At 71.2% G+C, this 25,272-nt stretch carries 26 protein-coding genes; 15 read left to right on the forward strand and 11 right to left on the reverse strand.

What is annotated here, in order from left to right:
* Positions 1 to 4: 4 nt before the first annotated feature.
* From B4915_RS07170 to B4915_RS07185, 4 genes are read right to left on the reverse strand one after another with little or no spacing between them, the layout of a single operon-like run.
* The gene (locus B4915_RS07170) at positions 5 to 1,378 is read right to left on the reverse strand and encodes a sulfate/molybdate ABC transporter ATP-binding protein (protein ID WP_105805142.1); all 1,374 of its coding nucleotides are present in this window, start codon (positions 1,376 to 1,378) and stop codon (positions 5 to 7) included.
* Positions 1,339 to 2,151, reverse strand: a complete 813-nt coding sequence (locus B4915_RS07175) for an ABC transporter permease (protein ID WP_245907397.1) — start codon at positions 2,149 to 2,151, stop codon at positions 1,339 to 1,341. Before B4915_RS07175 ends, B4915_RS07170 begins: the two co-directional genes overlap by 40 nt.
* On the reverse strand, positions 2,148 to 2,993 hold the full coding sequence (gene modA / locus B4915_RS07180; protein ID WP_105805143.1) for a molybdate ABC transporter substrate-binding protein: 846 nt from the start codon (positions 2,991 to 2,993) through the stop codon (positions 2,148 to 2,150). Before modA ends, B4915_RS07175 begins: the two co-directional genes overlap by 4 nt.
* Positions 2,990 to 3,388, reverse strand: a complete 399-nt coding sequence (locus B4915_RS07185) for a TOBE domain-containing protein (protein WP_105805144.1) — start codon at positions 3,386 to 3,388, stop codon at positions 2,990 to 2,992. Before B4915_RS07185 ends, modA begins: the two co-directional genes overlap by 4 nt.
* 173 nt (positions 3,389 to 3,561) lie before the next feature.
* Here B4915_RS07185 and B4915_RS07190 point away from each other — a divergent pair, with 173 nt between their 5' ends.
* The 3 genes from B4915_RS07190 to fmdA all read left to right on the forward strand — a co-directional run bounded on the left by B4915_RS07190 (position 3,562) and on the right by fmdA (position 5,992).
* Positions 3,562 to 4,314 (forward strand): AmiS/UreI family transporter, encoded by a 753-nt coding sequence (locus B4915_RS07190; RefSeq protein WP_219845095.1) that lies wholly within the window; start codon positions 3,562 to 3,564, stop codon positions 4,312 to 4,314.
* A 68-nt stretch (positions 4,315 to 4,382) separates the two neighbouring features.
* Positions 4,383 to 4,670, forward strand: coding sequence for an FmdB family zinc ribbon protein (locus B4915_RS07195; protein WP_105805145.1), 288 nt, complete (start codon positions 4,383 to 4,385; stop codon positions 4,668 to 4,670).
* A 65-nt stretch (positions 4,671 to 4,735) separates the two neighbouring features.
* Positions 4,736 to 5,992 (forward strand): formamidase, encoded by a 1,257-nt coding sequence (fmdA, locus tag B4915_RS07200; RefSeq protein WP_105805146.1) that lies wholly within the window; start codon positions 4,736 to 4,738, stop codon positions 5,990 to 5,992.
* Between the two features lie 69 nt (positions 5,993 to 6,061).
* Here fmdA and B4915_RS07205 read toward each other — a convergent pair whose 3' ends face one another.
* Both B4915_RS07205 and fdhD read right to left on the reverse strand, forming a co-directional pair.
* Entirely contained in the window at positions 6,062 to 8,386 is a 2,325-nt protein-coding gene (locus tag B4915_RS07205; RefSeq protein ID WP_105805147.1) for an FdhF/YdeP family oxidoreductase, read from the reverse strand.
* A complete protein-coding gene (fdhD, locus tag B4915_RS07210; RefSeq protein ID WP_105805148.1) occupies positions 8,383 to 9,348 on the reverse strand; it encodes a formate dehydrogenase accessory sulfurtransferase FdhD in 966 nt (321 codons plus the stop codon). The genes B4915_RS07205 and fdhD overlap by 4 nt, the downstream gene beginning before the upstream one ends.
* 133 nt (positions 9,349 to 9,481) lie before the next feature.
* On the opposite strand from fdhD, the gene B4915_RS07215 reads away from it, so the two are divergent.
* The 3 genes from B4915_RS07215 to B4915_RS07225 are packed head-to-tail and all read left to right on the forward strand — an operon-like array spanning position 9,482 to position 11,768.
* A complete protein-coding gene (locus B4915_RS07215; RefSeq protein ID WP_105805149.1) occupies positions 9,482 to 10,735 on the forward strand; it encodes a molybdopterin molybdotransferase MoeA in 1,254 nt (417 codons plus the stop codon).
* Positions 10,736 to 10,791: 56 nt separating this feature from the next.
* Positions 10,792 to 11,493, forward strand: a complete 702-nt coding sequence (gene mobA / locus B4915_RS07220; protein ID WP_181158486.1) for a molybdenum cofactor guanylyltransferase — start codon at positions 10,792 to 10,794, stop codon at positions 11,491 to 11,493.
* Positions 11,490 to 11,768 carry a DUF6457 domain-containing protein gene (locus B4915_RS07225; protein WP_181158487.1) on the forward strand — a complete coding sequence of 93 codons (279 nt, stop codon included), beginning with the start codon at positions 11,490 to 11,492 and terminating at the stop codon, positions 11,766 to 11,768. The genes mobA and B4915_RS07225 overlap by 4 nt, the downstream gene beginning before the upstream one ends.
* 51 nt (positions 11,769 to 11,819) lie before the next feature.
* Here the strand turns inward: B4915_RS07225 and B4915_RS07230 are convergent, their stop codons facing one another.
* On the reverse strand, positions 11,820 to 12,638 hold the full coding sequence (locus B4915_RS07230; RefSeq protein ID WP_105805151.1) for an inositol monophosphatase family protein: 819 nt from the start codon (positions 12,636 to 12,638) through the stop codon (positions 11,820 to 11,822).
* A gap of 191 nt (positions 12,639 to 12,829) precedes the next feature.
* A complete protein-coding gene (locus B4915_RS07235; RefSeq protein WP_105805152.1) occupies positions 12,830 to 14,053 on the reverse strand; it encodes an ammonium transporter in 1,224 nt (407 codons plus the stop codon).
* A gap of 313 nt (positions 14,054 to 14,366) precedes the next feature.
* Here B4915_RS07235 and rpsO point away from each other — a divergent pair, with 313 nt between their 5' ends.
* The gene (rpsO, locus tag B4915_RS07240) at positions 14,367 to 14,636 is read left to right on the forward strand and encodes a 30S ribosomal protein S15 (RefSeq protein ID WP_105805153.1); all 270 of its coding nucleotides are present in this window, start codon (positions 14,367 to 14,369) and stop codon (positions 14,634 to 14,636) included.
* Between the two features lie 106 nt (positions 14,637 to 14,742).
* Here the strand turns inward: rpsO and B4915_RS07245 are convergent, their stop codons facing one another.
* Positions 14,743 to 15,372, reverse strand: a complete 630-nt coding sequence (locus B4915_RS07245) for a hypothetical protein (RefSeq protein ID WP_105805154.1) — start codon at positions 15,370 to 15,372, stop codon at positions 14,743 to 14,745.
* A 192-nt stretch (positions 15,373 to 15,564) separates the two neighbouring features.
* Here B4915_RS07245 and B4915_RS07250 point away from each other — a divergent pair, with 192 nt between their 5' ends.
* The 4 genes from B4915_RS07250 (at position 15,565) to B4915_RS07265 (ending at position 18,780) form a co-directional block, all read left to right on the forward strand.
* Complete coding sequence (locus B4915_RS07250; protein ID WP_105805155.1) at positions 15,565 to 16,137, forward strand: hypothetical protein; 573 nt, start codon at positions 15,565 to 15,567, stop codon at positions 16,135 to 16,137.
* Between the two features lie 5 nt (positions 16,138 to 16,142).
* The gene (locus B4915_RS07255) at positions 16,143 to 16,826 is read left to right on the forward strand and encodes a DUF4166 domain-containing protein (RefSeq protein WP_105805156.1); all 684 of its coding nucleotides are present in this window, start codon (positions 16,143 to 16,145) and stop codon (positions 16,824 to 16,826) included.
* Positions 16,823 to 17,578: a DUF4166 domain-containing protein gene (locus B4915_RS07260; RefSeq protein WP_181158488.1), complete on the forward strand. Its 756-nt coding sequence runs from the start codon at positions 16,823 to 16,825 to the stop codon at positions 17,576 to 17,578. The genes B4915_RS07255 and B4915_RS07260 overlap by 4 nt, the downstream gene beginning before the upstream one ends.
* Before the next feature lie 191 nt (positions 17,579 to 17,769).
* The gene (locus tag B4915_RS07265; RefSeq protein WP_105805158.1) at positions 17,770 to 18,780 is read left to right on the forward strand and encodes a hypothetical protein; all 1,011 of its coding nucleotides are present in this window, start codon (positions 17,770 to 17,772) and stop codon (positions 18,778 to 18,780) included.
* A 174-nt stretch (positions 18,781 to 18,954) separates the two neighbouring features.
* On the opposite strand, the gene B4915_RS07270 is transcribed toward B4915_RS07265, so the two are convergent.
* Both B4915_RS07270 and B4915_RS07275 read right to left on the reverse strand, forming a co-directional pair.
* Positions 18,955 to 20,349 carry an aspartate aminotransferase family protein gene (locus B4915_RS07270; protein WP_105805159.1) on the reverse strand — a complete coding sequence of 465 codons (1,395 nt, stop codon included), beginning with the start codon at positions 20,347 to 20,349 and terminating at the stop codon, positions 18,955 to 18,957.
* Between the two features lie 2 nt (positions 20,350 to 20,351).
* The gene (locus B4915_RS07275) at positions 20,352 to 20,819 is read right to left on the reverse strand and encodes an Lrp/AsnC family transcriptional regulator (protein ID WP_105805160.1); all 468 of its coding nucleotides are present in this window, start codon (positions 20,817 to 20,819) and stop codon (positions 20,352 to 20,354) included.
* A gap of 332 nt (positions 20,820 to 21,151) precedes the next feature.
* Between B4915_RS07275 and B4915_RS07280 the strand changes: the two genes are divergently transcribed.
* Genes B4915_RS07280 through B4915_RS07295 form a run of 4 tightly spaced genes read left to right on the forward strand, consistent with a single transcriptional unit; the run spans position 21,152 to position 25,214 of the window.
* The gene (locus B4915_RS07280) at positions 21,152 to 22,357 is read left to right on the forward strand and encodes a polyamine ABC transporter substrate-binding protein (RefSeq protein WP_105805161.1); all 1,206 of its coding nucleotides are present in this window, start codon (positions 21,152 to 21,154) and stop codon (positions 22,355 to 22,357) included.
* Positions 22,358 to 23,545, forward strand: coding sequence for an ABC transporter ATP-binding protein (locus B4915_RS07285; RefSeq protein ID WP_105805162.1), 1,188 nt, complete (start codon positions 22,358 to 22,360; stop codon positions 23,543 to 23,545). It begins immediately after the preceding gene.
* 8 nt (positions 23,546 to 23,553) lie between these two features.
* A complete protein-coding gene (locus B4915_RS07290) occupies positions 23,554 to 24,414 on the forward strand; it encodes an ABC transporter permease (RefSeq protein ID WP_105805163.1) in 861 nt (286 codons plus the stop codon).
* Positions 24,411 to 25,214 (forward strand): ABC transporter permease, encoded by an 804-nt coding sequence (locus tag B4915_RS07295; RefSeq protein WP_105805164.1) that lies wholly within the window; start codon positions 24,411 to 24,413, stop codon positions 25,212 to 25,214. Before B4915_RS07290 ends, B4915_RS07295 begins: the two co-directional genes overlap by 4 nt.
* Positions 25,215 to 25,272 lie beyond the last annotated feature (58 nt).

Here is a 25,272-nt window from a genome sequence, read left to right on the forward strand (position 1 = left end):
CGGCTCAGCCTCCGGGCGCGGCGAAGCGCACCACGGCCGGATCGAGCGCGAAGCGCACGCGCGTTCCCGGCGCGATCCAGGCGGGAGGCGCACCCGAGAGCGGCAGGCGCGCCCATGCCCCGGGCCACTCGGCGCAGTCGACGCGCAGGCCGGCGGCCTCGGCGGAGACGGCGCCGATCGTGCCCGTCCAGGCGTTGGTGCGCGGGTTGCCCCCCCCCGCCTCCCTGTTTGCCGCGGCCTCGAGGGCGGGGGCCGGGGTGGGGGCTTTCTCTTTTTCCCCTTCCCCGACCCACCAAACCCCGGCTGATCCCCGATCGCGGCTTTTGGGGACGGCGCCGGACTGCGGGGCGAGCGGCGCGATCCGCAGTTCGCCCGGCGGATAGCTCGCGACGGCCGGTTCTCCCGGAGCGGGCAACTCCCCGACGCCGCGCAGCTCGTCGAGCGGGGCGGCAGCGGGTCGCAGCGTGCCGGCCCCGGTGGCGGTCCCGGCGAGCAGCACGCGGCCGGTGAGCTCGGCGGCGAAGGGGGTGGCGGGTGCGTCGAGCACCTCCGCGACCGTGCCGAGCTGAGCGGCCTCACCGGCTTCGAGCACGAGCACGCGGTCGGCGAGCGCGAGCAGATCGGTGGGGTCGTGGGTGACGATGACGCCAGGGATCCCGAGCCGTCGCAGCTCCTGCGCGACGAGGGACCGCAGCTCCGCCCGGCTCGTCACGTCGAGCGCGGCGAAGGGCTCGTCGAGGAGGAGCGCTCGGGGTCCCGCCGCGAGGGCCCGGGCGATCGCAACGCGCTGCTGCTGTCCGCCCGAGAGCTGCGGCTCCCGTGCGCCGCCGCGGCCGGCGAGGCCGATCCGGCCGAGCCACTCCTCTGCGACCGCGTCCGCCTCGCGGCGCGGGACGCCCTGAGCACGCGGGCCGAAGGCGATGTTGGCGCGCGCGCCGAGGTGGGGGAAGAGCCGGGATCGCTGATCGAGCAGCGCGATGCGCCGTCCGGACCGCGCCACCTCGACGCCTCGGACGCCCGTTGCGCGGGAGACGAGCGGGCGCCCGTCGAGGACCACCCGGCCGGCCTCGATCCGGTGCGTGCCCGAGATCGCGCCGAGCAGCGTCGACTTGCCCGAGCCGTTGGCGCCGATGATCCCGAGCACCTCGCCGGGGCGCACCGCCGCGGCCGCGCGCAGCGCGAAGCCGCCGCGTCGCACGCGCAGTTCGAAGTCGAGGCCCGGCTGGCCCGGCTGCCCGCCCCCTGCGCCGTTCCGGCCCTCAGCCCCGCTCCGGTCCCCGCTTCGGGCCGCGCTCCTGCTTCCGGCCCCGCCGGCGTCCCGCCTCACGATCCGCCCGCTCACGATGCCGCCGCCTGCGGCGAGCGGGATCGCAGGCACAGCAGGGCCGCGACCGCGAGCAGCACGAGCAGCAGCGAGAGCGCGAGCGCCGTGTCCTGGCTCACCCCCGCCCCGTTGAACGCCGTGTAGATCGCGAGCGGGACGGTGCGCGTGGTGCCCGGGCTGTTGCCCGCGAAGAGCGCGGTCGCGCCGAACTCGCCGAGCGCGCGCGTGAAGCACAGGATCGTGCCGGCGGCGAGGCTCGGCGCGAGCAGCGGCAGCGTCACCCGCCGGAGCACCGTCCACGGCCCCGCGCCCAGGCTCTCTGCGGTGCGTTCGTAGGCGCCGTCGAGTCCGCGCAGCGCCCCCTCCACCGCGATCACGAGGAACGGCAGCGAGACGAAGGTCTGCGCGATGATCACGGCCGCCGTGGTGAAGGGCACGCGCACGCCGAGCCCGGCGAGCGCGTCGCCGAGCAGGCCGCCGCGCCCGAGCAGGGAGAGCAGCGCGAGGCCCCCGACGAGCGGCGGCAGCACGAGCGGCAGCGTGGTGAGCGCGCGCAGCACGGTGGCGAGCGCACCGCTCGCGCGCGAGATGACGAGCGCGAGCGGCACCCCGAGCAGCAGGCACAGCAGCGTCGCCACGGCGGCCGTGCCGAGCGACAGCCCGAGCGCGCTGAGCGCCTCGGGCGAGGCGAGCGTGGTCGGTACGAGCGCCCAGTCGACGCGGAGCAGCAGTGCCGCGAGCGGCAGCAGGAGCAGGGTCGCGGCGAGGGCGGCGGGCAGCAGGACGGCGCGCGGCAGCGCCGCACCCGCGATCCCCGCGCGGCTCACGCCGCCCCGAATCCGAGCTCGTCGAGGAGGCGCCGGGCCTCCTCGGAGCGCGTGAACTCCGCGAAGGCCCGAGCCGCCTCGGGGGCGTCCGATCCGGTGAGCGGCACGATCAGGTAGCTCCCGGCGGCCGCCTCGGAGCCCGGGATGGGGATCCCCTCGACCTCGCCGTCGGCCCGCACCACGTCGGAGGCGTAGACGAGCCCGGCGTCGGCCTCGCCGCTGCGCACGCGGGTGAGCACGGCGGTCACGTTCTGCTCCTCGCTCGCGGGCCGCAGCGCGACCCCGTCTCGCTCGAGCAGGGTGCGCGCGGCGGCGCCGCAGGGCACCTCGGCGGCGCAGACGACCACGACCGGGCTGCTGCCGTTCGCGCCCGCCGCGGTGAGATCCGCGAGCGTCTCGATGCCGAGCGGGTTTCCGGGCGCGACCGCGATCACCAGCTCGCTCGTGGCGAAGGCGAGCGGTTCACCGGCGGCGAGCCCGGCCTCGACCACCGTCCGCATGTTCGCCTCGTCTGCGGAGGCGAAGACGTCGGCGGGGGCGCCGCCGACGATCTGCGCGGCGAGCACGGAGGAGCCGTCGAAGGTCTGCGCGAAGGAGACCCCGGGGTGCTGCCGCGTGAACTCCGCCGCGAGCGGCTCGAAGACGGGCTGCAGCGAGGCAGCGGCCGAGACGGACAGTTCGCCGCGCACCGCACCGGCATCAGCGGCCGATCCTGCCGCTCCGCCCGCCTCCGTCGCGCTCCCGGCCTGCCCCGCGCAAGCAGGCAGCAGAGCCGCCGTGGCCGCGAGCGCGAACGCGGCGAGGGCGCGGCGCGGGCGCGCATCGGAGCGCGGGCCGCTCACCGCTCCTCGGTCTCCACGATCACGGTCGTGGCCTTCACCACGGCCGTCGCCCGCGAGCCGACCTCGAGCCGCAGCTCGCGCGCCGCCTCAGAGGTCATCAGCGACACGACGCGATGGGGTCCGCACTGCAGCTCGAGCTGCGCGACCAGTCCCGAGATCTCGACGGCGGTGACCAGCCCGGTGAAGCGGTTGCGCGCGCTGCGCTTCACGCCCGATTCGCCGTGGCCCGCCGGCGCGATCGCGACGGCGCGCGCCGCGAGCGAGCGCCCGGAGACCACCTGCCGGCCGGCGGAGTCGAGGGAGCTCTCCAGGTGACCGTCCGCCACCCAGCGGCGCACGGTGTCGTCGCTGACTCCGATGAGCGCCGCGGCCTCACTGATCCGATAATGCGTCATGAGACTCACTCTATATCCGCATCTGCGGCGAAATCGAGGCGGTGCGTTGACGAAGCCGAGGCGGTCCACTAGCGTCCCGAGTACCTGACCGAGTCGGCTCGGCACCGCACGAACGGGGAGTGCTCAGGGTCACCCCGGCAGATCCAGCGCAGTGACGCGAGGGCGGGGGAGTGATGAGCAGTGTGGGGTTGCTGTACGTCGGCGCGGTGCTGTTCATCAACGGCCTCATGCTGCTGGGCCTCGTGCCGGGAAAGGCCGCGGCCGCCATGAACCTGTTCGTCGGCGGGATGCAGGTGATCTTCCCCACCCTCATCATCCTCGGCTCCGGCGGCGATCCGGCGACGGTGCTCGCCGCCTCCGGGCTCTACCTCTTCGGCTTCACCTACCTCTACGTCGCGTGGAACGAGCTCACCGGCGCCGGCGGCGAGGGCCTGGGCTGGTTCTCGCTGTTCGTCGCGGGCTGCGCCGTCGTCTACGGCTCCCTGCAATTCAGCATCTTCGCCGACCCCGTGTTCGGGGTGATCTGGTTCTCCTGGGCCGTGCTGTGGTTCCTGTTCTTCCTGGTGCTCGCGCTCGGACGGGAGGCCCTCACCCGGCTCACCGGCTGGTTCACGCTGCTGCTCGGGATCTTCACGGGCGCGGTCCCGGCGATGCTCCTGCTCACGGGGAGCTACGTCACCGGCGCGATCGAGGGGATCGTCGCCGCGGTGGCCGGGATCGCGCTGTTCGGGATCTCGTGGGTGCTCGGCAGGCCCGGCGCGGTGCGCACGCGGGGGACCGGCGCCGTTGCCGCGTCCGCCGACCCGGCTCCCGCGGCTCCCGTCGCCCCCGCAGTCACGGCGGGTCCTGCCCCCGTGGCCGATCCGGCTCCCGCGGCTCCCGCCGTTCCCGCGGCGGCGTCCCGGCAGGATCCGGCGCCGAGCTGATCGTCCGATACCGCCGGATTCGCCCCGGCGCACACCCCCCCGCCCAGTCCCGAGAGAAAGGCCGCGCAGTGCCCAGTTACGCGTTCCAGTGCTCCGAGGGGTGCCGCTTCGACGCCCTCTACGCCATGTCCGAGGTGCCCCGTGAGACCGATTGCCGCCGCTGCGGCGCTCCGGCACGGCGCGCGATCACCGCGCCCCACCTCTCGGCCGCCGGATCCTCGGCCTACGGGCTCATCGAGCACTCCGCCCGCAGCGCCCACGAGCCGGCCGTGGTGGACCGTCTGCCCGCCCGCGCTCCCGGCCGGGCGCAGCGGGTGACCTCCCATCCGCTGCACGCGAAGCTGCCGCGGCCCTGATCCACCGAAGCCCCGAAGAAGACGGACCGGCGAGGCAGCCGATCCCGAAGACAGGAGAGACACCGATGCCCGAACACCTTTTCAAGCTCGACTCCTCGAAGAAGTTCACCGAGCAGGAGAAGCTCGGCCACAACCGCTGGCACCCCGAGATCCCGCCGGTCGCGACGGTCAAGCCCGGCGACAGCTTCCGCGTCGACTGCCGCGAGTGGTTCGACGGCGCGATCAAGAACGACGACTCCGCCGAGGACATCCTCAACGCCCCGCTGCTGACGGTCCACACCCTCAGCGGCCCCTTCCGCGTCGAGGGGGCGAAGCCGGGCGACCTGCTCGTCGTCGACATCCTCGACGTGGGCCCGATCCCGCAGGAGGACTCGGGGCCGCTCGCCGGCCAGGGATGGGGCTACACCGGCATCTTCTCGCGGGGCAACGGCGGCGGTTTCCTCACCGAGCAGTTCCCCGACGCCTACAAGGCGGTGTGGGACTTCTCCGGGCAGACGGCCACCTCGCGCCACGTGCCCGGGGTGTCCTTCACCGGGATCACGCACCCGGGGCTGATGGGCACCGCGCCGTCCGCCGATCTGCTCGCCACCTGGAACAATCGCGAGGGCGCGCTCATCGCCACCGATCCGGAGCGCGTGCCGCCGCTCGCGCTGCCGCCGGAGGCGGAGCACGCGATCCTCGGCGGGCTGCCGCGCGATCAGTGGGCGCGGGTCGGATCCGAGGCCGCGCGCACCGCCCCGCCCCGGGAGAATGGCGGCAACCAGGACATCAAGAACTTCACGAAGGGCTCCCGCGTCTTCTACCCGGTGTTCGTGGACGGCGCGAACCTCTCGGTCGGCGATCTGCACTTCTCGCAGGGCGACGGCGAGATCACCTTCTGCGGGGCCATCGAGATGGGCGGCTTCATCGATCTGCGCGTCGACATCATCAAGAACGGGATGGAAGTATACGGCGTCAGCGAGAACGCCATCTTCATGCCCGGCAATGTCGAGCCCCAGTACAGCCACTGGCTCGCGTTCTCGGGCACCTCGGTGACGCTCGACGGCGAGCAGAGGTACCTCGACTCGCACCTCTCATACCAGCGGGCCTGCCTGCACGCGATCGAGTACCTCACCAAGTTCGGCTACAGCCCCGAGCAGGCCTATCTGCTGTTGGGCGCCGCACCGATCGAGGGGCGCCTCTCGGGCGTCGTCGACATCCCGAACTCCTGCTCGACCGTCTACCTGCCCGTCGAGATCTTCGACTTCGACGTGCGGCCTTCGGCGGACGGCCCGCACCGGATCGACCCGGGCATCGGCGCGCCCTCCGCGGCGAACCGGTAGCGGCAGCGCGGAAGGGGTGCGGGCCGGCCGCCGGCCGCGGCCCGCACCCCCTCCGCGGCCGGCCGGGGCTCAGACGACCGCGGGGCGCCCCACGCCCGCCGGCTCCCGGGAGGGCTCCAGCCGGATGACCACGGCCTTCGACACGGGGGTGTTGCTCTCGAGCGCGGTGCTGTCGAGCGGCACCAGCACGTTCGCCTCCGGGAAGTACGCCGCCGCGCAGCCGCGGGCCGTGGGGAAGGCGACCACGCGGAAGCCGCGCAGCACGCGATCCGGCTCGTCCTTCCACTCCGAGAAGATGTCGACCGTCTGCCCGTCGGCCAGGCCCAGCTCGGCCAGGTCGTCGGGGTTCACGAAGATGACGTAGCGCCCCTTCTTGATGCCCCGGTAGCGGTCGTTGAGGCTGTAGATCGTCGTGTTGAACTGGTCGTGCGAGCGCACCGTCTGCAGCAGCAGGCGCCCGGGCGGGCACTCCACGTGCTCCAGTTCGTTCACGGTGATCCGGGCCTTGCCGGTCTCGGTGTCGAAGCGGCGCTCGTCCCGCGGCCCGTTCGGCAGCACGAAGCCGTCCTTGCGTCGCGTCTTCTCGTTGTAGTTCTCGCAGCCGGGGACCACGCGCGAGATGTGGTCGCGGATCACGTCGTAGTCGCGGCCCATCCCCAGCCAGTCGATGCCGTGCCGGTCGCCGAAGGTCGCGTGCCCGAGGCCCGCGATGATCGCCGTCTCCGAGCGCATCTGATCCGACAGGGGCGGGATCTGCCCGTGCGAGGCGTGCACCGCGCACACCGAGTCCTCCACGGTGACGTACTGCGGCCCGGTCTCCTGCATGTCGACCTCGGTGCGGCCGAGCACGGGCAGGATCAGCGCCTCCTCGCCGGTGATCACGTGCGAGCGGTTGAGCTTCGTCGAGAGCTGCACGCTGAGGCGGGTCTTCCGCATCGCCGACTCCGCGAGGTTCGTGTCCGAGATCGCGCCGAGCAGATTGCCGCCGAGCCCCATCCACACCTTGATCCGGCCCTCGTCGAGCGCGCGGATCCCGTGCACCGCGTCGACCCCGTGATGGCGGGGCGGCTCGAAGTTGAACTCCTTGCCGAGCGCGTCGAGGAAGGAGTCGGGCATCTGCTCCCACACGCCCATCGTGCGGTCGCCCTGCACATTGCTGTGGCCGCGGATGGGGGAGGCGCCGGCGCCGGGCTTGCCGATGTTGCCGCGCAGCAGCAGCAGGTTGATGATCTCGCGGATCGTGTCGACGCCCTTGCGGTGCTGGGTGATCCCCATCGCCCAGCAGACGATCACCTTCTGCGCGCCGAGGTAGCGGTTCGCGAGCTCCTCGATCTCCGCCTCGGGCACGCCGGTGGCCCGCGCCACCTCGCGCTCGTCGAGCCGCGCGATGTGCTCGGCGAAGGCCCCGAAGCCGTCGCAGTGCCGCTCGATGAAGTCGTGGTCGAGGACCGTCCCCGGCGCCTTCGCCTCGGCCTCCAGCACCCGCTTGGACACGGCCTGCAGCAGCGCCATGTCCCCGCCGGAGCGGATCTGGATGAACTGGTCCGCGATCTGCGTCGGCTTGCCCAGGTATCCGCGCACGCGCTGCGGATCCTTGTAGCCGATGAGGCCCGCCTCGGGCAGCGGATTGATGGCGACGATCTTCGCCCCGTTCTCCTTCGCCTCCTGCAGCGCCGTGAGCATGCGCGGGTGGTTGGTGCCCGGGTTCTGGCCCATGATGATGATGAGGTCCGACTCGAGGAAGTCGTTGTACCGGATCGTCGACTTGCCGATGCCGACGGTGTGCAGCATCGCCGTCCCCGTCGACTCGTGGCACATGTTCGAGCAGTCGGGCAGGTTGTTCGTGCCGAGCACGCGGGCGAAGAGCTGGTAGAGGAACGCCGCCTCGTTGGAGGCGCGGCCGCTCGTGTAGAAGGCGGCCTCGTCGGGGCTGTCGAGCGCGTTCAGGTGCTCGGCGATCTTCGCGTAGGCGGCGTCCCAGGAGATCGGCTCGTAGTGGTCGGCGCCCTTCGGCTTGTACACCGGCTCGATGAGGCGGCCCTGCATCCCGAGCCAGTACTCGGTCTTGTCTTCCAGCGAGCTCAGCGAGTGCTCCCTCCAGAAGGAGCGCTCGATCTTCAGCGGCGTCGCCTCCCAGGTGACCGCCTTGCCGCCGTTCTCGCAGAACTCCGCGATCTTGCGGTGATCGGGATCGGGCCACGCGCAGCTCATGCAGTCGAAGCCGTCCTTGTGGTTGATCTTCGTCATGAGCCGGGCGGTGCGGCCCAGGCCCATCTGCGTGATCGCGGGCTCCATCGAGTGGAACACGCCGCCGAGGCCCGCCGCGTAGCGCTTGGGCTCGGTGACCTCGATCTCGGCGTCGGAGAAGTCTTCCTTCGGGGCCTGGGGTGTCATGGGCGAACCGCCTTCTGAAACTCGGGCGCACGCTCCCGCGCGTGCGCTGCGTCTGATGCCTCTGCTGTGTCTGCGTCTGCCGCGTCCGCGGGTGCGTCTGCTGCGTCTGCAGGATCTGCCGGGTGATCGTCGGTGCCCAGGTCGACGATCCGGTCCGCCCTACTGTAGACCACCATCGAGGGTCCGCGCAGGAATCCCACCAGGGTGAGCCCGGCATCCTCCGCGAGTTCGGCCGCCAGCGAGGACGGCGCGGAGACGGCCGCGAGCATCGGGATCCCCGCCATCAGCGCCTTCTGGGTCAGCTCGAAGCTCGCGCGGCCGGACACCATGAGCACCAGACCGCGCCCGGGCAGCCGGCCGTCGCGCAGCGCCCAGCCGATCACCTTGTCGACCGCGTTGTGGCGGCCGACGTCCTCCCGCAGCACCAGCATCTCGCCGCTGCGCCCGTCGAAGAGCGCGGCGGCGTGCAGGCCGCCCGTGCGCTCGAAGGTGGCCTGCCCCGCGCGCAGCGTCTCGGGGAACGCGGTCAGCGCGGTCGCGTCGACCGTCAGCGGGTCCTCCGCGACGGTGAAGCGGCTCGCGGTGTGCACCGCCTCGATGCTGGCCTTGCCGCACAGGCCGCACGCGCTCGTCGTCGTGAAGTTGCGCTGCAGGCTCGGATCGGGCGGGGCGACGCCGGGTGCGAGGCCGACGTCGAGCACGTTGTAGGTGTTGGGCTCCCCGTCGCTGGAGCAGTGGATGGCGGCCGCCAGATCGCCCTCGCGGTGGATCACGCCCTCCGAGACGAGGAAGCCCGCGGCGAGGTCGACGTCGTTGCCGGGGGTGCGCATCGTCACCGCCAGCGAGCGGCCGAAGACGCGGATCTCGAGCGGCTCCTCGACGGCGAGGTAGTCCGCCCGCTCGGTTCGTGCGCCGCCTGCGGTGAGGCGCGTCACCCGGCGGCGGGCTGCGATGCGTGACATGCTCCCTGGATAGCACCGAACGGCGGCGCGGGCAAGGTCGGCGCGCGGGGCGGGGCGCCGTGGCCGAGTGCCGGTGGTTCAGGGCAGACTGGGGGCACGAGTTCGTGAAGTCGCAACGGAGGGAGGCGCTCGCGTGAGCACCACGGTCGAGGCGCACCGCGCGTGGATCCTCGGCGCGCTCGAGCCGCTGCCGGTGCGGTCGCTGCCGCTCGCCGAAGCGCACGGGCGCACGCTCGCCGAGGAGGTGCGCGCCCGCAATGCGATCCCGCTCTGGGACAACTCCGCAATGGACGGCTACGCGCTGCGCGCGGCCGACGTCGCCGGTGCCTCGGCGGAGACTCCCGTCGAGCTGCGGCTGACGGGGGAGGTGCCGGCCGGCAGCGCGGAGGACCCCGCGATCGCCCCCGGCGAGGCGGTGCGGATCATGACCGGCGCCCCGCTCCCCGGCGACGCCGATGCGGTGGTGCCCGTCGAGGCGACGCAGGGGCGGCGCGGCAGCGGATGGGACGCCGGCGCCTGGTCCGACGGCGCCGTGCGAGTGCTCCGGGCGGTGGGGCCCGGGGCGAATGTGCGCCGCCGCGGCGAGGACACCCCGGCGGGCGGCAGGATCGCGGCGGCCGGATCGCCGCTCCCCGCCGCGCGCCTCGCCGCGCTCGCCGCCGCCGGGGTCGAGCGGCTGCGCGTGCGCGAGCGGCCCCGGGTCGTGGTGCTCGCCACCGGCTCGGAGCTGCGCGGTCCGGGTGAGGCCCTGCGACGCGGGCAGATTCCCGAGTCCAACTCGCTGCTCATCGCGGGGCTGCTGCGTGAGCTGGGCATCGACGCCGTCGAGGTGCGGCGCAGCGCGGACGACGCGGTGAGCCTGGCGGGCACGCTGCGGGAGCTCGGCGAGCGCTGCGACGCCGTGGTGACCACCGGGGGAGTGGGGCCCGGCACCCACGACGTGGTGCGGATCGCGGCCGAGCAGGAGCCCGGGGTGCGCGCCGTGCGGGTCGCGATGCGGCCCGGCCAGCTGCAGTGCGCGGGGCGGCTCGCCGGCGGTGCCTTCCTCTTCGCGCTGCCCGGCAACCCCGTGAGCGCCGCGGTCTCCTTCGAGCTGTTCGTGCGTCCCGCCCTGCTCGCCATGCAGGGACGCAGCGACACCGGCCGCCTGCGCCTGAGCGCGCGAGCGGCCGAGGGGTGGCGCGGGGCGCCGGGGCGCTTGCAGGTGCTTCCGGTCGTGGTGAGCCAGGGAGGCGACGGACTGCTGTGCGTGCCCGCCGTGAATCTGCGCGGGGTCTCGCACGCGGTCGGCGGGCACGGCGGCGCGAACGGCTACGCCCTCGTCGAGGCCGAGCGCGGCGATGTAGCCTCCGGCGAGGACGTGCCGGTGATCCTGGTGGGTGCGTGATGGGTGCGGAGCCGCGCCGCAGCGCGCGCGGGGTTTGGCAACACACCCTAGACACGGTGGTGCTGGCGGGAGGCCGCGGGAGTCGGCTGGGCGGCGTCGACAAGGCCGGGATCGAGCTGGGCGGCGAGCGGCTGGTGGACCGAGCGGTCGGCGCGGCTCGGGCTGCCGGCGCGGAGCTCGCGGTGGTGGCGGGGCCGGATTCGGCTCGCGTCCCCGGGGCGCTGCTGGTGCGCGAGGATCCGCCCTTCACCGGACCGCTCGCCGCGCTCGCCGCCGCGCTGCCGAGCGTCCGCGCAGACTGGCTGCTGCTGCTCAGCTGCGACCTCGTCCACCCGGAGCGGGTCTGCGCCGCGCTGCTCGCCGAGGCCGCCGTCCTCGGGAAGCCGGGGGAGGCGGAGATGGGCGACGGGATCCTGCTGCGCGACGAGAACGGCCGGGCACAGTGGCTCGCGGGGCTCTACCGCACCGCGGCGCTGCGCGAGGGGCTGCGCCGCCTGCGCGGTGGTCCGGAGCACGCGCCTCTGCGCCTCGTCTTCGGCGAGCTGCGGCTGCGCGAGGTCGAGGCGCCTCCCTCCGCGAGCGACGACATCGACGCGCCGGAGGACCTGGCCCGTGCCCGGGCTGCCGAGCCCGCCCCGCTGCCGGGCGCCTCGCCGCCCGGCGCCGCTCCGCCCGGCAGCGGCCCGCCCGGCAGCGGCCCGCCGACCGCCGCCGCAGCGAACGTCAGTATCCCCGCCGACTCAGAGGAGCACGCATGAACGACACCCCGAAGCATCTGCCGCCACAGGCCCTGGACGCGTGGCTCGCCGCCGCCGCCGAGACCCTGCAGCTCGACGCCGCAGAGGTGCCCATCGGCACCGTGCTCGACGTCGCGCGCGATGTGGCGCACGACGTCGCGCGCCCCGCGGCCCCGCTCAGCACCTTCCTGCTGGGTCTCGCGGTCGGCCGTTCCGGCGACCCCGCGGCGCTGCAGCGCCTGGCCGACGCGATCACCGCCCGCGCGGCGGAGTGGAAGGCCGCCGAGGGAGGGTGAGCGCCGGTCCGCGCCGCCCCACCCGGACCCGGACGGCTGCGTGCGCGGGCGTCAGCCGCCGAGCACGACGGAGCGCAGCTCGTCCACCACGGCTGCGTCGCCCGCGAAGAGGTACGGCTCGCCGGGAGGCGTCGCCTCGTCACGGCCGATGATCGCCGCCCCGGCCTCCGTCGCGATGAGCGCGCCCGCGGCGTAGTCCCACGGCTGCAGTCCGCGCTCGTAGTAGGCGTCGAGGCGCCCCGCCGCGAGGTTGCAGAGATCGAGGGCGGCCGAGCCGATGCGGCGGATGTCGCGCACGTGCGGAATCAGTCGTGCAGCGGCCTCGGCCTGCTCCCGCCGGCGCTCCTCCGTATAGCCGAAGCCGGTGCCGACCAGCAGCGCGCCGAGCTCCGCGCGCCCGGCGAAGCGCAGCCGCGTGCCGCCGAGTCGGGCGCCGCCGCCCTCCCACGCCTCGAACAACTCGCCCGTCCGCGGGTTGCACACCGCGGCGGCGACCGCGCGCCGTCGGTCCGCGTAGGCGTCGCCCGGGACGGTCGCGGCAATGCTCACCGCGAAGGCGGGAATGTCGTAGAGGTAGTTCGTGGTGCCGTCGATCGGGTCGATCCCCCAGGTGATCCCGCTCGTGCCCGCCACGCCGGCCCCCTCCTCACCGAGCACGCCGTCCTCGGGCCGTGCCGCGAGCAGCTCGTCGACGATCCGGCGCTCGGCCGCGCGATCTGCCTCAGTGACCACGTCGATCGCGCTCGACTTGCTCGCGGCCACCGTAACGCCGCGATCCCGCATCCGGACGATCAGCTCACCGGCGCGCGTGGCCACCCCGGCGGCGAGGCGGGCGAGGGACTCGGGGTCGTGGGCGTTCGGCGCAGTCATGCTTCCGAGCCTAGGGCACGCCGGGCGGCGAGACCGAGCCTGCCGCCGCCCGTCCCCGACCCGTCCCCGGCTCCGTGCCCCAGCCCGCACGGAGCCGGAGGCGGCCAGGACCCCCTGTCGCACGCAGGCGGAAACGGGGGCCCACCGCGCGGCGGACCCCCGTTCGGGTGCGGGAGGGAGACGCGGAGCCGTCAGCGGGCTCCGACCGGCTCCGTCGGATCGATCGCGTAGGCGTTCTCGCCGTGCGCCGCGAAGTCGATGCCGGCCTCCTCGACCGTCTGCGGCACCCGCAGGCCGGTGACCAGCTTCACGCCCAGCGCGATGATCAGCGAGGCCACGAAGGAGTAGACCGCCACCGCGAGCACCGAGATCGTCTGCACGAGCAGCAGGCCGGCGTCGCCGCCCGTGAAGAGACCGTCGTCGAAGGCGAAGAAGCCGAGGTAGATCGAGCCGATCACGCCGGCGACCAGGTGCAGGCCCACCACATCGAGCGAGTCGTCGTAGCCGAAGCGGTACTTCAGCTCGATTGCGAAGGCGCAGGCGATGCCGGCGATGAGGCCGAGCAGCAGCGCCCACATCGGCGCGAGGTTCAGCGCCGAGGGGGTGATCGCCACCAGGCCGGCGACCGCGCCCGAGGCGGCGCCCACCACACCCGGCTTCTTCCCCCGCAGCACGTCGACGAGGATCCAGCCGACGATTCCGGCCGCCGGCGCCCCCAGCGTGTTCACGAGGATCAGTCCGGCCTCGCCCGCCTCGGTCGCGAGGCCCGAGTTGAAGCCGATCCAGCCGAACCACAGCAGCGCAGCGCCGATCGTCACGAGCGGCACGCTGTGCGGCTGGTGCGATCCCGGCCCGAAGCCGATCCGCTTGCCCGCGACGATCGCGAGCGCCAGCGCCGCGGCGCCCGCGTTGATATGGATCACGGTGCCGCCGGCCAGGTCGATGACATCGGGGGTGCCCAGCGTCGCGCCCAGGTTCTGGATCCAGCCGCCGCCCCACACCCATGCCGCGACGGGGAAGTAGACGAGGGTGGCCCACACGCCCGAGAACAGCACCCACGAGCCGAGGCCGACGCGGTCGGCGATCGCCCCCGAGATGAGCGCGGTGGTGATCATCGCGAAGACGGCCCCGAAGCCGACGCCGATGTAGTCCTCGGGCAGCGTGTTCAGCAGGCCGAAGTCCTTGAAGGGACTGCCGGCGAAGCCGCTCTCGCCCTCGGCGAAATAGTTCATGCTGTAGCCGAAGAGGATCCAGAGCACGCCGACGACGCCCATCGCGCTGACGCTGAAGAGCATCATGTTGACGACGGAGCGCACGCGCACCAGGCCGCCGTAGAACAGCGCGAGGCCCGGGGTCATGATGAGGACGAGTGCGGTGCTCGCGAGCGTCCACACGTCTCCTGTGGTGAGTTCCATATCCTGCCGCCTTTCTCTCGGGCCGGCCGAGATCGCTGTCGTGTGGCCAGTGTGCGCCGGGGCTGTTACCCCGCCGTCTCGCCGCAGTTTCGCCCCCATCACATGTGTGTGACGGTCTCGTTTCGCCCGCCCGGCGCAGGCGTCCCGGCTCGCCCGCCCCGCCCGCCGTCCGTCCCACCCGCGTGCAGCGCCTCCGGCGCGCGCCGGCCGGCAAGGGTGCTAAGATGCACAGGTTGCCGTCAGAACGGCCGCGGATAAAGAGAGCCCCAGCATCCCGCTGAAGGCGCCGCGCAGCAAGAGAGAGGGGATCCCTATGGCACTGGAAGCAGACGTCAAGAAGGCGATCATCGAAGAGTACGCGACCAAGCCCGGTGACACCGGTTCCCCCGAGGTGCAGGTTGCCATGCTCACCCAGCGGATCAAGGATCTGACCGAGCACCTCAAGACCCACAAGCACGATCACCACTCGCGCCGCGGTCTGCTGCTGCTCGTCGGCCAGCGTCGCCGCCTCCTGGGCTACCTCCAGGACGTCGACATCACCCGCTACCGCTCGCTCATCGAGCGCCTGGGCCTGCGCCGCTAAGGTGCCGCCCAGGGTCCGGTGATCGCCGGATTCACGCTGCGAGGCCCCCGTCACCCGGTCGGTGACGGGGGCCTCTGCGTTGCCTGTGCGGCCCGATCCCGCGGCCTCAGAAGAAGCCGGGACCGTAGGCGAGGGCGTTCGCGAGCGTCGTGATGACCGTCGTCGCAAGGCCCACCGCCGCACCCCCGAGGGCGATGTGCGCGAGGACCCGGCCCCGGGGCCGGCTGCGGGTGAGCGTGCCGCCGAGCGCGAGGCCGAGCGCGACGAGGTACAGGAGGCCGCCCACGATGAGGTCCAGCCACTGCGCCCAGAAGAGCTGACCGGGCTCGAAGGAGATCGTGGCCTGGCGGAAGAGCTCACGGTTGATGGCCGGCAGGACGCTGGTCCACACCACCGCGGTGGTCGCGGTGAGGATCAGCGCGACGAGGCCGAGGACGTTGAGAGGGCCGCCCGCTGCGCGTGCCGTTCCCGTCGCGAACGCTGGGGCTCCCGGCGCGTACTGCGGTTGCGCCGAGGCGTACTGCTGCGCCGCGTACTGCGGAGCCGGGAGGTACTGCGGTGCCGCGCCCCCGGGCAGGGGAGCGGTGTAGTGCGGTGCAGCGCCTGGTGGCGGCGCCGCCCACTGCTGCGCCGGCCCGGGCTGCGGCTGCGCCGGCCCGGGCTCGGGCTGCGGCGGGGCGTAGCGGGGGAACTCGGGGCCGTCGTGCGCCCCTGGGGCGGGATCATTGATGCTCATGAGCGAAGCATAGGGCGTGTCCGGGCGATCCCGCACCACCCGCGGTCCGACGGCGAGGAGGATCGCAGGATGCGGAGCAGCGGACGCACCCGCTCGTCGTCGTGACGATAGGGTCGGAACATGCCGGAACGCCGAGGAGACTCGCCCCGCGGAAGCGCCCCGCTGTATATTGAGTGCCTGATCGCTGCACCAATGTCGCGCGTCTGGGAGCTGACGCAGGATCCTGCCCAGCATGTGCGCTGGGATGCGCGCTTCACTCAGATCGTGCCCACGCTGGCGCGCGAGGACGGGGCACAGGAGTTCCGATACGAGCTTCGGCTCCCCGTCGGAACGATCCGGGGAACCGGTGTGTCCCTGGGTGAGCGCCGCGCTGCGAATGGAGGACGCACCTCTGCGCTCGTGTTCTCCGCTCAGAGCCGGCTCTCGCCGATCGCACGGGGACGCGGGTACTGGCGCTACCTGCCGGTTGACGGCGGTGTGCGCTTCCTCACGGGCTATGACTACACGCCGGGCTGGGGGGTGATCGGCCGGCTGCTGGACCCCGTGATCACCCGGCCGGTCATCCGCTGGCTCACGGCGCTGAGCTTTGATCGTCTCCGGATCTGGATCGAGACGGGCACGCCTCCGGAACGGCTCGGGTGGTGGCGGACGCTGCTGCCGGGGCGACATCCCCGGCCACGAGCCCGGCGGTGCCTGACGCGGCCGCCCGGCCGCGGCGGCGAGGTCATGGACTCGGCTCCCGCCACCCTGGGGCGCCTGAGGTGAGCGGGATGCAGGGGGAGGGGGTCTTTCGCCGGGCGCTCGGTGACGACTTCGCGCGACTGCACCCCGAGATGCAGAGGCGGTTCGGCGTGGGTATCGCCGCGGGCTACGCCTGCGTGGGTCGCGGCGTCATGGAGGAGATTCGCAGTGGTCCGCGCTGGGTGTCGTTGTTCCTCGCCTTCGGAGCGCTCCGCAACATCATGTTCCCGGAGCGCGGCCGCAACGTCCCGTTCACGATCGAGAACTACGCCTACCTCGACGGCTTCGGCCGCGAGACGGTGAGCTTCGTCCGCACGATGCGGGTGAGCCGGGGGCGGCGACGCAGATTCGACGCGACGATGGTGTACAGCGAGCGGCGTGGCCGGGTGGTCGACTATCTCGGCACCCACCAGCACCTCGCGGTCGACCTGGAACTGTCGGTCACCCCGGGCGGTGGACTGCGCCTGCGATCGGGAGCGCAGCGCTTCTACGAGGGTCTGATCGGCTTTCGCTTCCCCATGCTCCTGAGCGGGTTCGCGGAGCTGCACGAGCACTACGACGAGGACCGCGGATGCTTCGTCATCGATCTCGAAGTGCGCAATCGCTTCGTGGGGAGGCTGTTCGGATATCGCGGTGTCTTCAGCTGCGAGTATCTCTCGGGAGTGCCGGTCCCCGAGACGGTGAAGCCCTACCGGGAGGAGCTGCGCGAGTGAGCGGGAGCGGATCGGTGTTCCTGGGGGCGCTGGGGGAGCGCGGCACCGCGTCGCTGCACCCCGAGGTGCTGGCCTATGCGGCGGGTGCGGGGGCCGACACCGCGGGTGCACAGCGGATCGTGGGGGTGTTCGAGGCGGTCGGGAGCCCGTGGGCGCCGCTGCTGCGGCTCGCCCGCCCGCTGCTCGGCCCGGGAGCGCTCATCGCGCGGCGAGGCCGGAACGTGTCGTTCGTGCTGACGAACCGCTTCGGGGCCGGAGACGGCGGAGCAGGCGGGGAGCCGGCGTTGCGCGCCACGCGTTCGCTGCGCTTTCCCGGTGGAACGGAGGTCTTCAGCGATCTCCTCACGCCGGGGCCGCGGCCGGGCACGCTGCGCAACCGGCTCGGAGAGCGAGGCCGGGTGGAGCTGCTGCTGCGCTGCGAGGCGAGCCCCGAGGGCGGTTTCCGCATGCGCTCGCTTGCGGCTCGGCTGCGTCTCGGCCGGGAGGGACGGATCCGGATCCCGCTCCCTCGGCTTCTCGGCGTCGAGGCCGATCTGGCTCAGGGATTCGACGAGGTGACGGGCCGGCACTGGATCGACGCCAGGGCGCGCAATCCGCTCCTCGGCACCGTCCTCGACCCGTCCCTTATACACATCCGAAGCCGCCGACGGCATGCAGGCGGGTGGGTCGCGGTGGGGGCGCCCGTCGGTACAAAAAACAACACAAATGAAGCGTGCGGACTCAGCGGAAATGCGTGGACTCACGGACCCTAGGGCGTGCCGCACAGGGCGGGCGAGCTGGGCGAGGCAGGGCAGGGGCGGCGAGGTGGGCGAGGCGGGCGAGGGGAGCCGGCGGGGGATTCGTGCTTCGCCCGGAGGGCGCGAATTGCTCGGGAGCCACACGAGTTGTGCACATCATGCCGCGTATCGAAACCGGGGGAGCCGCGGGATGCCAGCCTGTCGTCATGAACTCCGACGAACGAATACACCGCCTGCGTGAGACGATCGCCTTCCGCGCCGCCCTCCTGCGCGGCATGACCGAGAACAAGCTCCGAAGCGAGCTGCGCGACGGCTCGCTCGTCCGCGTCGCTGCCGGCGCATATGCCGGAGCCGAGGCGTGGACGAGCCTGAGCCGGGAAGACCGTCACCTGGCGGTTGCGATTGCGGCGGATCATCACGCGCGGAGGCGGCCTCCGCTCTTCTGCAGGGTCACGGCGGCCGCCCTCTGGGGTCTGCCGCTCTATGGCGTCGGCTACGGACGGGTCGACGTCCTCGCTCGGGGCCGGCGCACGGGTGACAGCAGCGCCACTGTGCGGCGGCACCTGGGAGCGCACGCACCCGAGGAGATCGTGGAGCGCGGTGGGCTCCTGTGCACGACGCTGCAGCGCACGCTGCTCGACGTCGCCAGGTTCGCATCCACTGAGCAGGCTCTCCCCATTCTCGATGCCGGACTCCGTTTCGCCTCGGCAGAAAACGGGGCGGGCGGGGAAGCCTGGGCCGGGGAGCTCGGAGAACAACTCGGGCGACTGCGCGGCCAGCGCGGGGTGGGGCAGGCGCGGCAACTGCTGGGGATCGCGGACCCGCGCTCCGACTCCGTCGCGGAGAGTCTGAGCCGGTTGCAGCTGCACCGGCTCGGCTACGAGGTGGAGAGCCAGGTGGAGGTCCCCTCGCCCTCAGGGGGTGCCTATCGCGTGGATTTCGAGCTCGTCGGGCTCGGGGTCTTCGGCGAGGTCGACGGTCGTTACAAGTACACGGACGAGGGCTTGCTCGCTGGTCGCGAAGCTCGTGAGGTGGTGCTCGCGGAGAAGGCGCGGGAGGACTGGATCCGGGGCGTGACGGGAAAGCGCGTCGTGCGCTGGGGGTTTCAGGAGGCCCGGACGCCCGAGGCCCTGGCCGCGCGGCTCCGCGCCTTCGGCGTGCCGATCCCCGGGCTGCGCCGTTCTGCCCACGTCGCTGAGTCCGCACGTTTCCGCTGAGTCCGCACGTTTCAGGGCCGCAGAACCGTGCGGACTCAGCGGAAATGGGCGGGCTCGACCGAGAAGGGGCATCCGGGGGCGGACGGACGGGGCCGAATGGGGCAAGGGGCAGGAGAGACGGGTGTGGCCCGCCCTGCCGAAGCAGGACGGGCCACACGCGGCGGTCTCGAAGACTCAGATCTTCGAGGAGGCGTCCTTGAGCACGCTGCGCAGGATGCCGCCGATCTCCGCGAACTCCGCCGGACCGATGGTCAGCGGGGGAGCGAGCTGGATGACGGGGTCCCCACGGTCGTCGGCGCGGCAGTACAGGCCGGCGTCCCACAGCGCGGGCGACAGGTAGTCGCGCAGGAGCCGATCCGACTCCTCCTCGTTGAAGGTCTCCTTCGTGGCCTTGTCCTTCACCAGCTCGATGCCGAAGAAGTAGCCCTCGCCGCGGACGTCGCCGACGATGTCGATGTCGAGCAGCTTCTCCAGCTCGGCGCGGAACAGCGGGCTGTTCTCGCGAACGCGGCCGTTGAGGTTCTCCTCCTCGAAGATGTCGAGGTTCGCGAGGGCCGCAGCCGCCGCCGCGGGGTGACCCGCGAAGGTGAAGCCGTGGTAGAAGGTGTTCTCGGTCGAGTTGAACGGCTCGGAGACCTTGTCCGAGACGATCATGGCGCCCAGGGGCACGTAGCCCGAGGTGATGCCCTTCGCCGAGGTGATGATGTCGGGCTCGTAGCCGAGGGCCTTCGAGGCGAAGAAGTCGCCGACGCGGCCGTAGGCGCAGATGACCTCATCCGAGACGAGCAGGACGTCGTACTGATCGCAGATCTCGCGCACGCGCTTGAAGTAGCCGGGGGGCGGCGGGAAGCAGCCGCCCGAGTTCTGGACCGGCTCGAGGAAGACGGCGGCGACGGTGTCGGGGCCCTCGAAGAGGATGGCTTCCTCGATGCGGTTCGCGGCCCACTGGCCGAAGGCCTCGAGATCGTTCGAGGGGGCGCCCATCTCCTCGGCGCGGTAGAAGTTCGTGTTCGGCACACGGTGGCCGCCCGGGGTGAGCGGCTCGTAGAACTTCTTCATGTCGGGGATGCCGGTGATCGCCAGGGCGCCCTGGGGGGTGCCGTGGTAGGCGACGGAGCGCGAGATGACCTTGTGCTTCATCGGCTTGCCCTGGATCTTCCAGAAGTGCTTGGCGAGCTTGAACGCCGACTCCACGGCCTCGCCTCCGCCGGTGGTGAAGAACACCTTGTTCATCTGGCCGGGCGCGTAGGAGGAGAGCCGCTCGGAGAGCTCGATCGCGGCCGGGTGGGCGTAGGACCACAGCGGCATGAAGTCGAGCTGCTGCATCTGCTTCGCGGCGGCCTCGACGATGCGCTGGCGGCCGTGGCCCGCGTTCACGACGAACAGGCCGGCCAGGCCGTCGATGTACTGCTTGCCGGCCGCATCGTAGATGTGGTGGCCCTCGGCACGCGTGATGACGGGGATGCCGTCGTTCAGCACCTTCCGGTTGGTGAAGTGCGGCCACATGTGGCGTTTGGCCGAGGCCTGCAGGGCGGCGGTGTCGACCGCTGCGGTGGGATCAAAAGACATGGTTATCGTGTTCCCCAGTCATATTTCTGTTTGGTGAGTTGGAGGTAGACGAAGGTCTCGGTAGAGGCCACTCCGTCGATTCCGCGGATCTTCTCGTTGAGCAGCTCGATCAGCCCGTCATCGTCCTCGCAGACGACCTCGACGAGGATGTCGAAGGAGCCGGCGCTGAGGACGACGTAGCTGGTCTCCGGCATCTCTGCGAGACGATCGGCGACGACCCGCGTGTCGCCGGAAACGCGGATGCCGAGCATCGCTTGTCGGCTGAAGCCGAGTCGCATCGGGTCGGTCACGGCAACGATCTGCATGACCCCGGCATCCGTGAGCTTCTGCACCCGCTGGCGCACGGCGGCCTCGCTGAGGCCGACCGCCTTGCCGATCTCCGCGTACGAACGGCGGCCATCGCGCTGGAGTTGCTCGATGATCGCCTTCGACGTGGAGTCGAGCGCCGGAGACGTGCGTTTGCTGCTCACGCCACTGATTGTTGCAGTGAAGAGCAGAAAAAGCAAAGGAATCCGTAGATATACGGATTCGATTCAGAGAAATACAGCGCTGTATACCCCGGAGCCGGCGCCAGTGCCGGGGTCCCGGCGGGCGAACTGCCGGATACCGCGCACTGTGCCGAATTCCACAGTAGTTTTCGTAGCGAACACCCGTTTTCATAACTGTTTCATGAAGAAATCGTGACGGCGCGTGTGAGGGTTTGGTGTCTCTTTCGAGTTGTGTCATAGTTCGTGTCATCGAACCGGCGCCGTCGCCGTGCGCGGGCCGGGTATCGAGCAGTGAGTACCGAAGGAGATACCTCATGCCACGCCAGCCCGAAGATCCGATCGTCCGCAGCATCGTCAGCATGATCCGCGGCGCCCAGCTCAGTCGCCGCCAGCTTCTCAGGGGTGCCGCCGTCGGCGCCGCCGGAGCCGGTGCCCTGAGCCTGGCCTCCTGCGGGACGGGCGGCGGCGGTGGCGGCGGGGAGGCCGGCACCGTGACCTGGGCGAACTGGACCTACTACATGGACTTCGACGAGGCGAGCGGCACCTGGCCCTCGCTGGAGCAGTTCAGCAAGGAGACCGGGATCGCGGTCGACTACCTGGAAGACATCGACGACAACAACACCTTCTTCGGGAAGATCAAGGACGCGCTGCAGCTCGGGCAGGACACGGGCTACGACACGGTGACCTTCACCGACTGGATGAACGGCAGGCTCGTGCTCGCCGAGCAGGTGCAGGAGTTCGACTACGCCAATCTGCCGAATGTGGAGGCGAACCTGATCCCGGCTCAGCGCGACGCGCTCGACGTGGATCCGGGCCGCAAGTACACGATCCCGTGGCAGATGCCGACGACGGGCTGGGCGTGGAACAAGGAGGCGGTGCCGAACGGCCTGAAGACCCTCGACGACTTCCTCGCCCCCGAGCTCAAGGGCAAGGTGGGCGTGCTCACCGAGATGCGCGACACCATGGGGCTGATCCTCTCCGGTCTCGGCTACGACCCCTCGGGGAAGTGGGGCGACAAGGAGTACGACGAGGCGATCGCCTGGCTGGACGACGCGATCCAGAGCGGGCAGATCACGCAGGTCAAGGGGAACAGCTACACGCAGGATCTGGAGACCGGGGCGACGCTCGCCGCCTTCGTCTGGACCGGCGACGTGGTGATGCTGAACGCCGAGCAGGACGATCAGTGGACGGTCGAGTTCCCCGAGTCGGGCGGCATGATCGCCTCCGACTCCTTCACGGTGCCCAACGGCACGAGCGCCGAGCAGAAGAAGCTCGTCGAGGAGCTCATCAACTTCTACTACCAGCCCGACATCGCCGCGCAGGTCGCCGACTACGTGCAGTACGTCACGCCGGTGCAGGGGGCGCAGGAGGCGATGGAGCAGGTGAACCCCGACAACGTGGACAATCCGGCCATCTTCCCGAGCGAGACCGACTGGCAACACTTGCACGCGTTCCGCACGCTCACCGCCGAGGAGGACAACCGCTACTCGGAGATGTTCCAGAAGGTGATGGGGCTGTAGATGGGCGCAGAGGCACAGAACTCCTTCGCGGAGGCGGGTGCGGATCTCGAGCTCGCGGGAGTGCAGAAGCGGTATCCGGGTTTCACTGCGGTCGAGGAGCTCGACCTGCGCATTCCGGCAGGCTCGTTCTTCGCGTTGCTCGGCCCCTCCGGATGCGGCAAGACGACGACGCTGCGGATGGTGGCCGGCCTGGAGGATCCGACCGCGGGCCGGATCCTGATCGGCGGCACGGACGTGACCTCGCGGAAGCCGCACAAGCGTCCGGTCAACACGGTGTTCCAGTCGTACGCGCTCTTCCCGCACATGTCGGTGCTCGAGAACGTGGCCTTCGGCCTGCGGCGGCGCAGGATCGGCGATCCCGTGGGGAAGGCGCACGAGGCGCTCCGCCTCGTGGAGCTGGACCACGTTTCCGATCGCAAGCCGGCGCAGCTCTCGGGCGGTCAGCAGCAGCGCGTGGCGCTGGCCCGTGCGGTCGTCAACCGGCCGGCGCTGCTGCTCCTGGACGAGCCGCTCGGCGCGCTCGACCTGAAGCTGCGGCGGCAGATGCAGCACGAGCTCAAGCAGATCCAGCAGGAGGTCGGGCTGACCTTCCTGCACGTCACCCATGACCAGGAGGAGGCCATGACGATGGCCGACACGGTGGCGGTGATGAACAAGGGCCGGATCGAGCAGATGGGCGCCCCGGAGGAGCTCTACGAGCTGCCGAAGACGGTGTTCGTGGCGAACTTCCTGGGGAAGTCGAATCTGTTCCCGGTGCAGGTGACCGGCGGCTCGGATCGGATGATCCACGCCGATCTCGCGGGGACGCGGATCAGCCTGCCGCGGGCGCGCAGCGAGCGGGACGGCGGCTCGATCACGGTCGGCGTGCGGCCCGAGAAGCTGCGCCTGCACCGGGAGGCGCCCGTGGGCACCGCCGAGCGCAATGTGCTGGGTCCGGGGCGCATCACCGATGTGTCCTTCATCGGGGTGAGCACGGAGTACACGGTCGAGTTGCCGGGCGTCGGCTCCGTGGAGGTGTTCTCGCAGAACGTCGAGGCGGGTCCCGCGGCGAGCCTGGGCGAGGAGGTCTGGGTGAGCTGGCACGTGGAGCACACCTTCGGCCTCGCGGACGATCACCTGGAGACCGGCGCCCTCACCGCCGATCTCTCGACGCAGGTGATCGCGGCGCAGGCGGATCTCGGCGGGTAGGGGCGCACATGGCATTCACCGCGTTTTCCGCGAGCACGCAGCTCGTCGAGCAGAAGCCCGCTAAGAAGGGCCTCATCGCCCTGGTGCTCCTCGCTCCCGGCATCGCCTACATGCTGCTCTTCTTCGTGGCGCCGTTCGTGCAGCTGATCCTGACCTCGCTGCAGGCGCCTGCGGAGGGGGCCGGGATCGGGCAGTACGTGGCGGCCGCCCAGTTCTCGAACTACTGGGCGGGCGTGCAGGAGTACTGGCCGCAGCTGCTGCGGTCCTTCGTGTACGCGATCATCGCGACCATCGTCGGCCTGCTGATCAGCTACCCGCTGGCTTACCTGATCGGCGTGAAGGTGCGTCACCGGCCGATGCTGCAGGGCATCCTGCTGATCCTCGTGGTCGCGCCGTTCTTCATCAGCTTCCTGCTGCGTACCCTCGCCTGGAAGTCGATCCTTCCGGACGAGCTGATCGGCACGCACTTCTCGGTGGTCTTCGGCCTGATCTACAACTTCATCCCGTTCATGGTGCTGCCGATGTTCGCCTCGCTGCAGGCGCTCGATCTGCGGCTCGTGGAGGCGGGTTCGGATCTCTACGGGTCCCCGGTGACGGTGTTCCGGAGGGTGACGCTGCCGCTGTCGATGCCGGGGGTGGTGTCGGGGACGCTGCTGAGCTTCATTCCGATGTCGGGTGACTACGTGAACGCCTCCCGGGAGTTCCTGGGCGGCACGGGCACGGCGATGATCGGCAATGTGATCGAGTCGAACTTCCTGCAGACGCAGAACTACCCGATGGCGGCCGTGCTCTCGATCATCCTGATGGCGGTCATCCTGGTCGTGGTCGCCACCTATGTGCGCAAGAGCGGGGCGGAGGATCTGCTGTGAACAAGTTCAGCCTCGGCAAGCTCCTCGTGCCCGTCGTCGCCGGCATCACGCTGATCTACCTGCTGCTGCCCATCGCGCACGTGATCCTGTTCTCCTTCAACGAGAAGCGGGGCCGCAACAACATCACCTGGAACGGCTTCTCGCTGCAGAACTGGCAGAATCCGTGCGGCGCGCCTCAGGTGTGCCAGGCCTTCGGCAACAGCATCCTGGTCGGGGTGGTCGCGACGGTGGTCGCGACGACGCTGGGCACCATGATCGCGATCGCGCTCGTGCGCTTCCACTTCAAGGGGCGCTCGACGGTCAGCCTGCTGCTGTTCACGCCGATGGCGACCCCCGAGGTGGTGCTGGGCGCCGGCCTCGCGGCGCAGTTCCTGCTGCTCGGCGTCGAGAAGGGGATCGGGACGATCATCCTCGCGCACACCATGTTCTGCATCTCCTACGTCGTGGTGGCGGTGAAGGCGCGCGTCGCCTCGCTCGATCCCTCGATCGAGGAGGCGGGGCGGGATCTCTACGGCTCCCCGGCCCAGGTGTTCTGGCGGATCACGCTGCCGATGCTCATGCCTGGCATCATCGGCGCGGCGCTGCTGAGCTTCGCCCTGTCCTTCGACGACTTCATCATCACGAACTTCAACTCTGGCACGGCCACGACCTTCCCGAAGTTCATCTACGTGTCGGCGCTGAAGGGCGTTCCGGCTCAGGCGAACGTGCTCGCCTCGATCGTGTTCTTCGGCGCGCTGCTGCTCGTGATCGTCGTCCAGGTCATCAACATCAACAAGCAGAAGCGGCTTTCGAGGGCATAGCTTCGGCCGTCGCCGCCTGCCCGGGTGCCCTCGCCGCAGATTCTGCGGCGGGGGCGCC

The organism is Leucobacter massiliensis (assembly GCF_002982315.1).
Taxonomy (GTDB): domain Bacteria; phylum Actinomycetota; class Actinomycetes; order Actinomycetales; family Microbacteriaceae; genus Leucobacter; species Leucobacter massiliensis.

Excerpts from the sequence above, each read along its gene's own strand:
- B4915_RS07280 (WP_105805161.1), top strand. The coding sequence starts at position 21,152 with ATGCCACGCCAGCCCGAAGATCCGATCGTCCGCAGCATCGTCAGCATG.
- B4915_RS07270 (WP_105805159.1), bottom strand. The coding sequence starts at position 20,349 with ATGTCTTTTGATCCCACCGCAGCGGTCGACACCGCCGCCCTGCAGGCC.
- B4915_RS07185 (WP_105805144.1), bottom strand. The coding sequence starts at position 3,388 with ATGACGCATTATCGGATCAGTGAGGCCGCGGCGCTCATCGGAGTCAGC.
- B4915_RS07230 (WP_105805151.1), bottom strand. The coding sequence starts at position 12,638 with ATGACTGCGCCGAACGCCCACGACCCCGAGTCCCTCGCCCGCCTCGCC.
- B4915_RS07290 (WP_105805163.1), top strand. The coding sequence starts at position 23,554 with ATGGCATTCACCGCGTTTTCCGCGAGCACGCAGCTCGTCGAGCAGAAG.
- fmdA (WP_105805146.1), top strand. The coding sequence starts at position 4,736 with ATGCCCGAACACCTTTTCAAGCTCGACTCCTCGAAGAAGTTCACCGAG.
- B4915_RS07255 (WP_105805156.1), top strand. The coding sequence starts at position 16,143 with ATGCAGGGGGAGGGGGTCTTTCGCCGGGCGCTCGGTGACGACTTCGCG.
- B4915_RS07285 (WP_105805162.1), top strand. The coding sequence starts at position 22,358 with ATGGGCGCAGAGGCACAGAACTCCTTCGCGGAGGCGGGTGCGGATCTC.
- fdhD (WP_105805148.1), bottom strand. The coding sequence starts at position 9,348 with ATGTCACGCATCGCAGCCCGCCGCCGGGTGACGCGCCTCACCGCAGGC.
- B4915_RS07265 (WP_105805158.1), top strand. The coding sequence starts at position 17,770 with ATGAACTCCGACGAACGAATACACCGCCTGCGTGAGACGATCGCCTTC.
- B4915_RS07235 (WP_105805152.1), bottom strand. The coding sequence starts at position 14,053 with ATGGAACTCACCACAGGAGACGTGTGGACGCTCGCGAGCACCGCACTC.
- rpsO (WP_105805153.1), top strand. The coding sequence starts at position 14,367 with ATGGCACTGGAAGCAGACGTCAAGAAGGCGATCATCGAAGAGTACGCG.
- B4915_RS07225 (WP_181158487.1), top strand. The coding sequence starts at position 11,490 with ATGAACGACACCCCGAAGCATCTGCCGCCACAGGCCCTGGACGCGTGG.
- B4915_RS07245 (WP_105805154.1), bottom strand. The coding sequence starts at position 15,372 with ATGAGCATCAATGATCCCGCCCCAGGGGCGCACGACGGCCCCGAGTTC.
- B4915_RS07190 (WP_219845095.1), top strand. The coding sequence starts at position 3,562 with ATGAGCAGTGTGGGGTTGCTGTACGTCGGCGCGGTGCTGTTCATCAAC.
- B4915_RS07205 (WP_105805147.1), bottom strand. The coding sequence starts at position 8,386 with ATGACACCCCAGGCCCCGAAGGAAGACTTCTCCGACGCCGAGATCGAG.
- B4915_RS07250 (WP_105805155.1), top strand. The coding sequence starts at position 15,565 with ATGTCGCGCGTCTGGGAGCTGACGCAGGATCCTGCCCAGCATGTGCGC.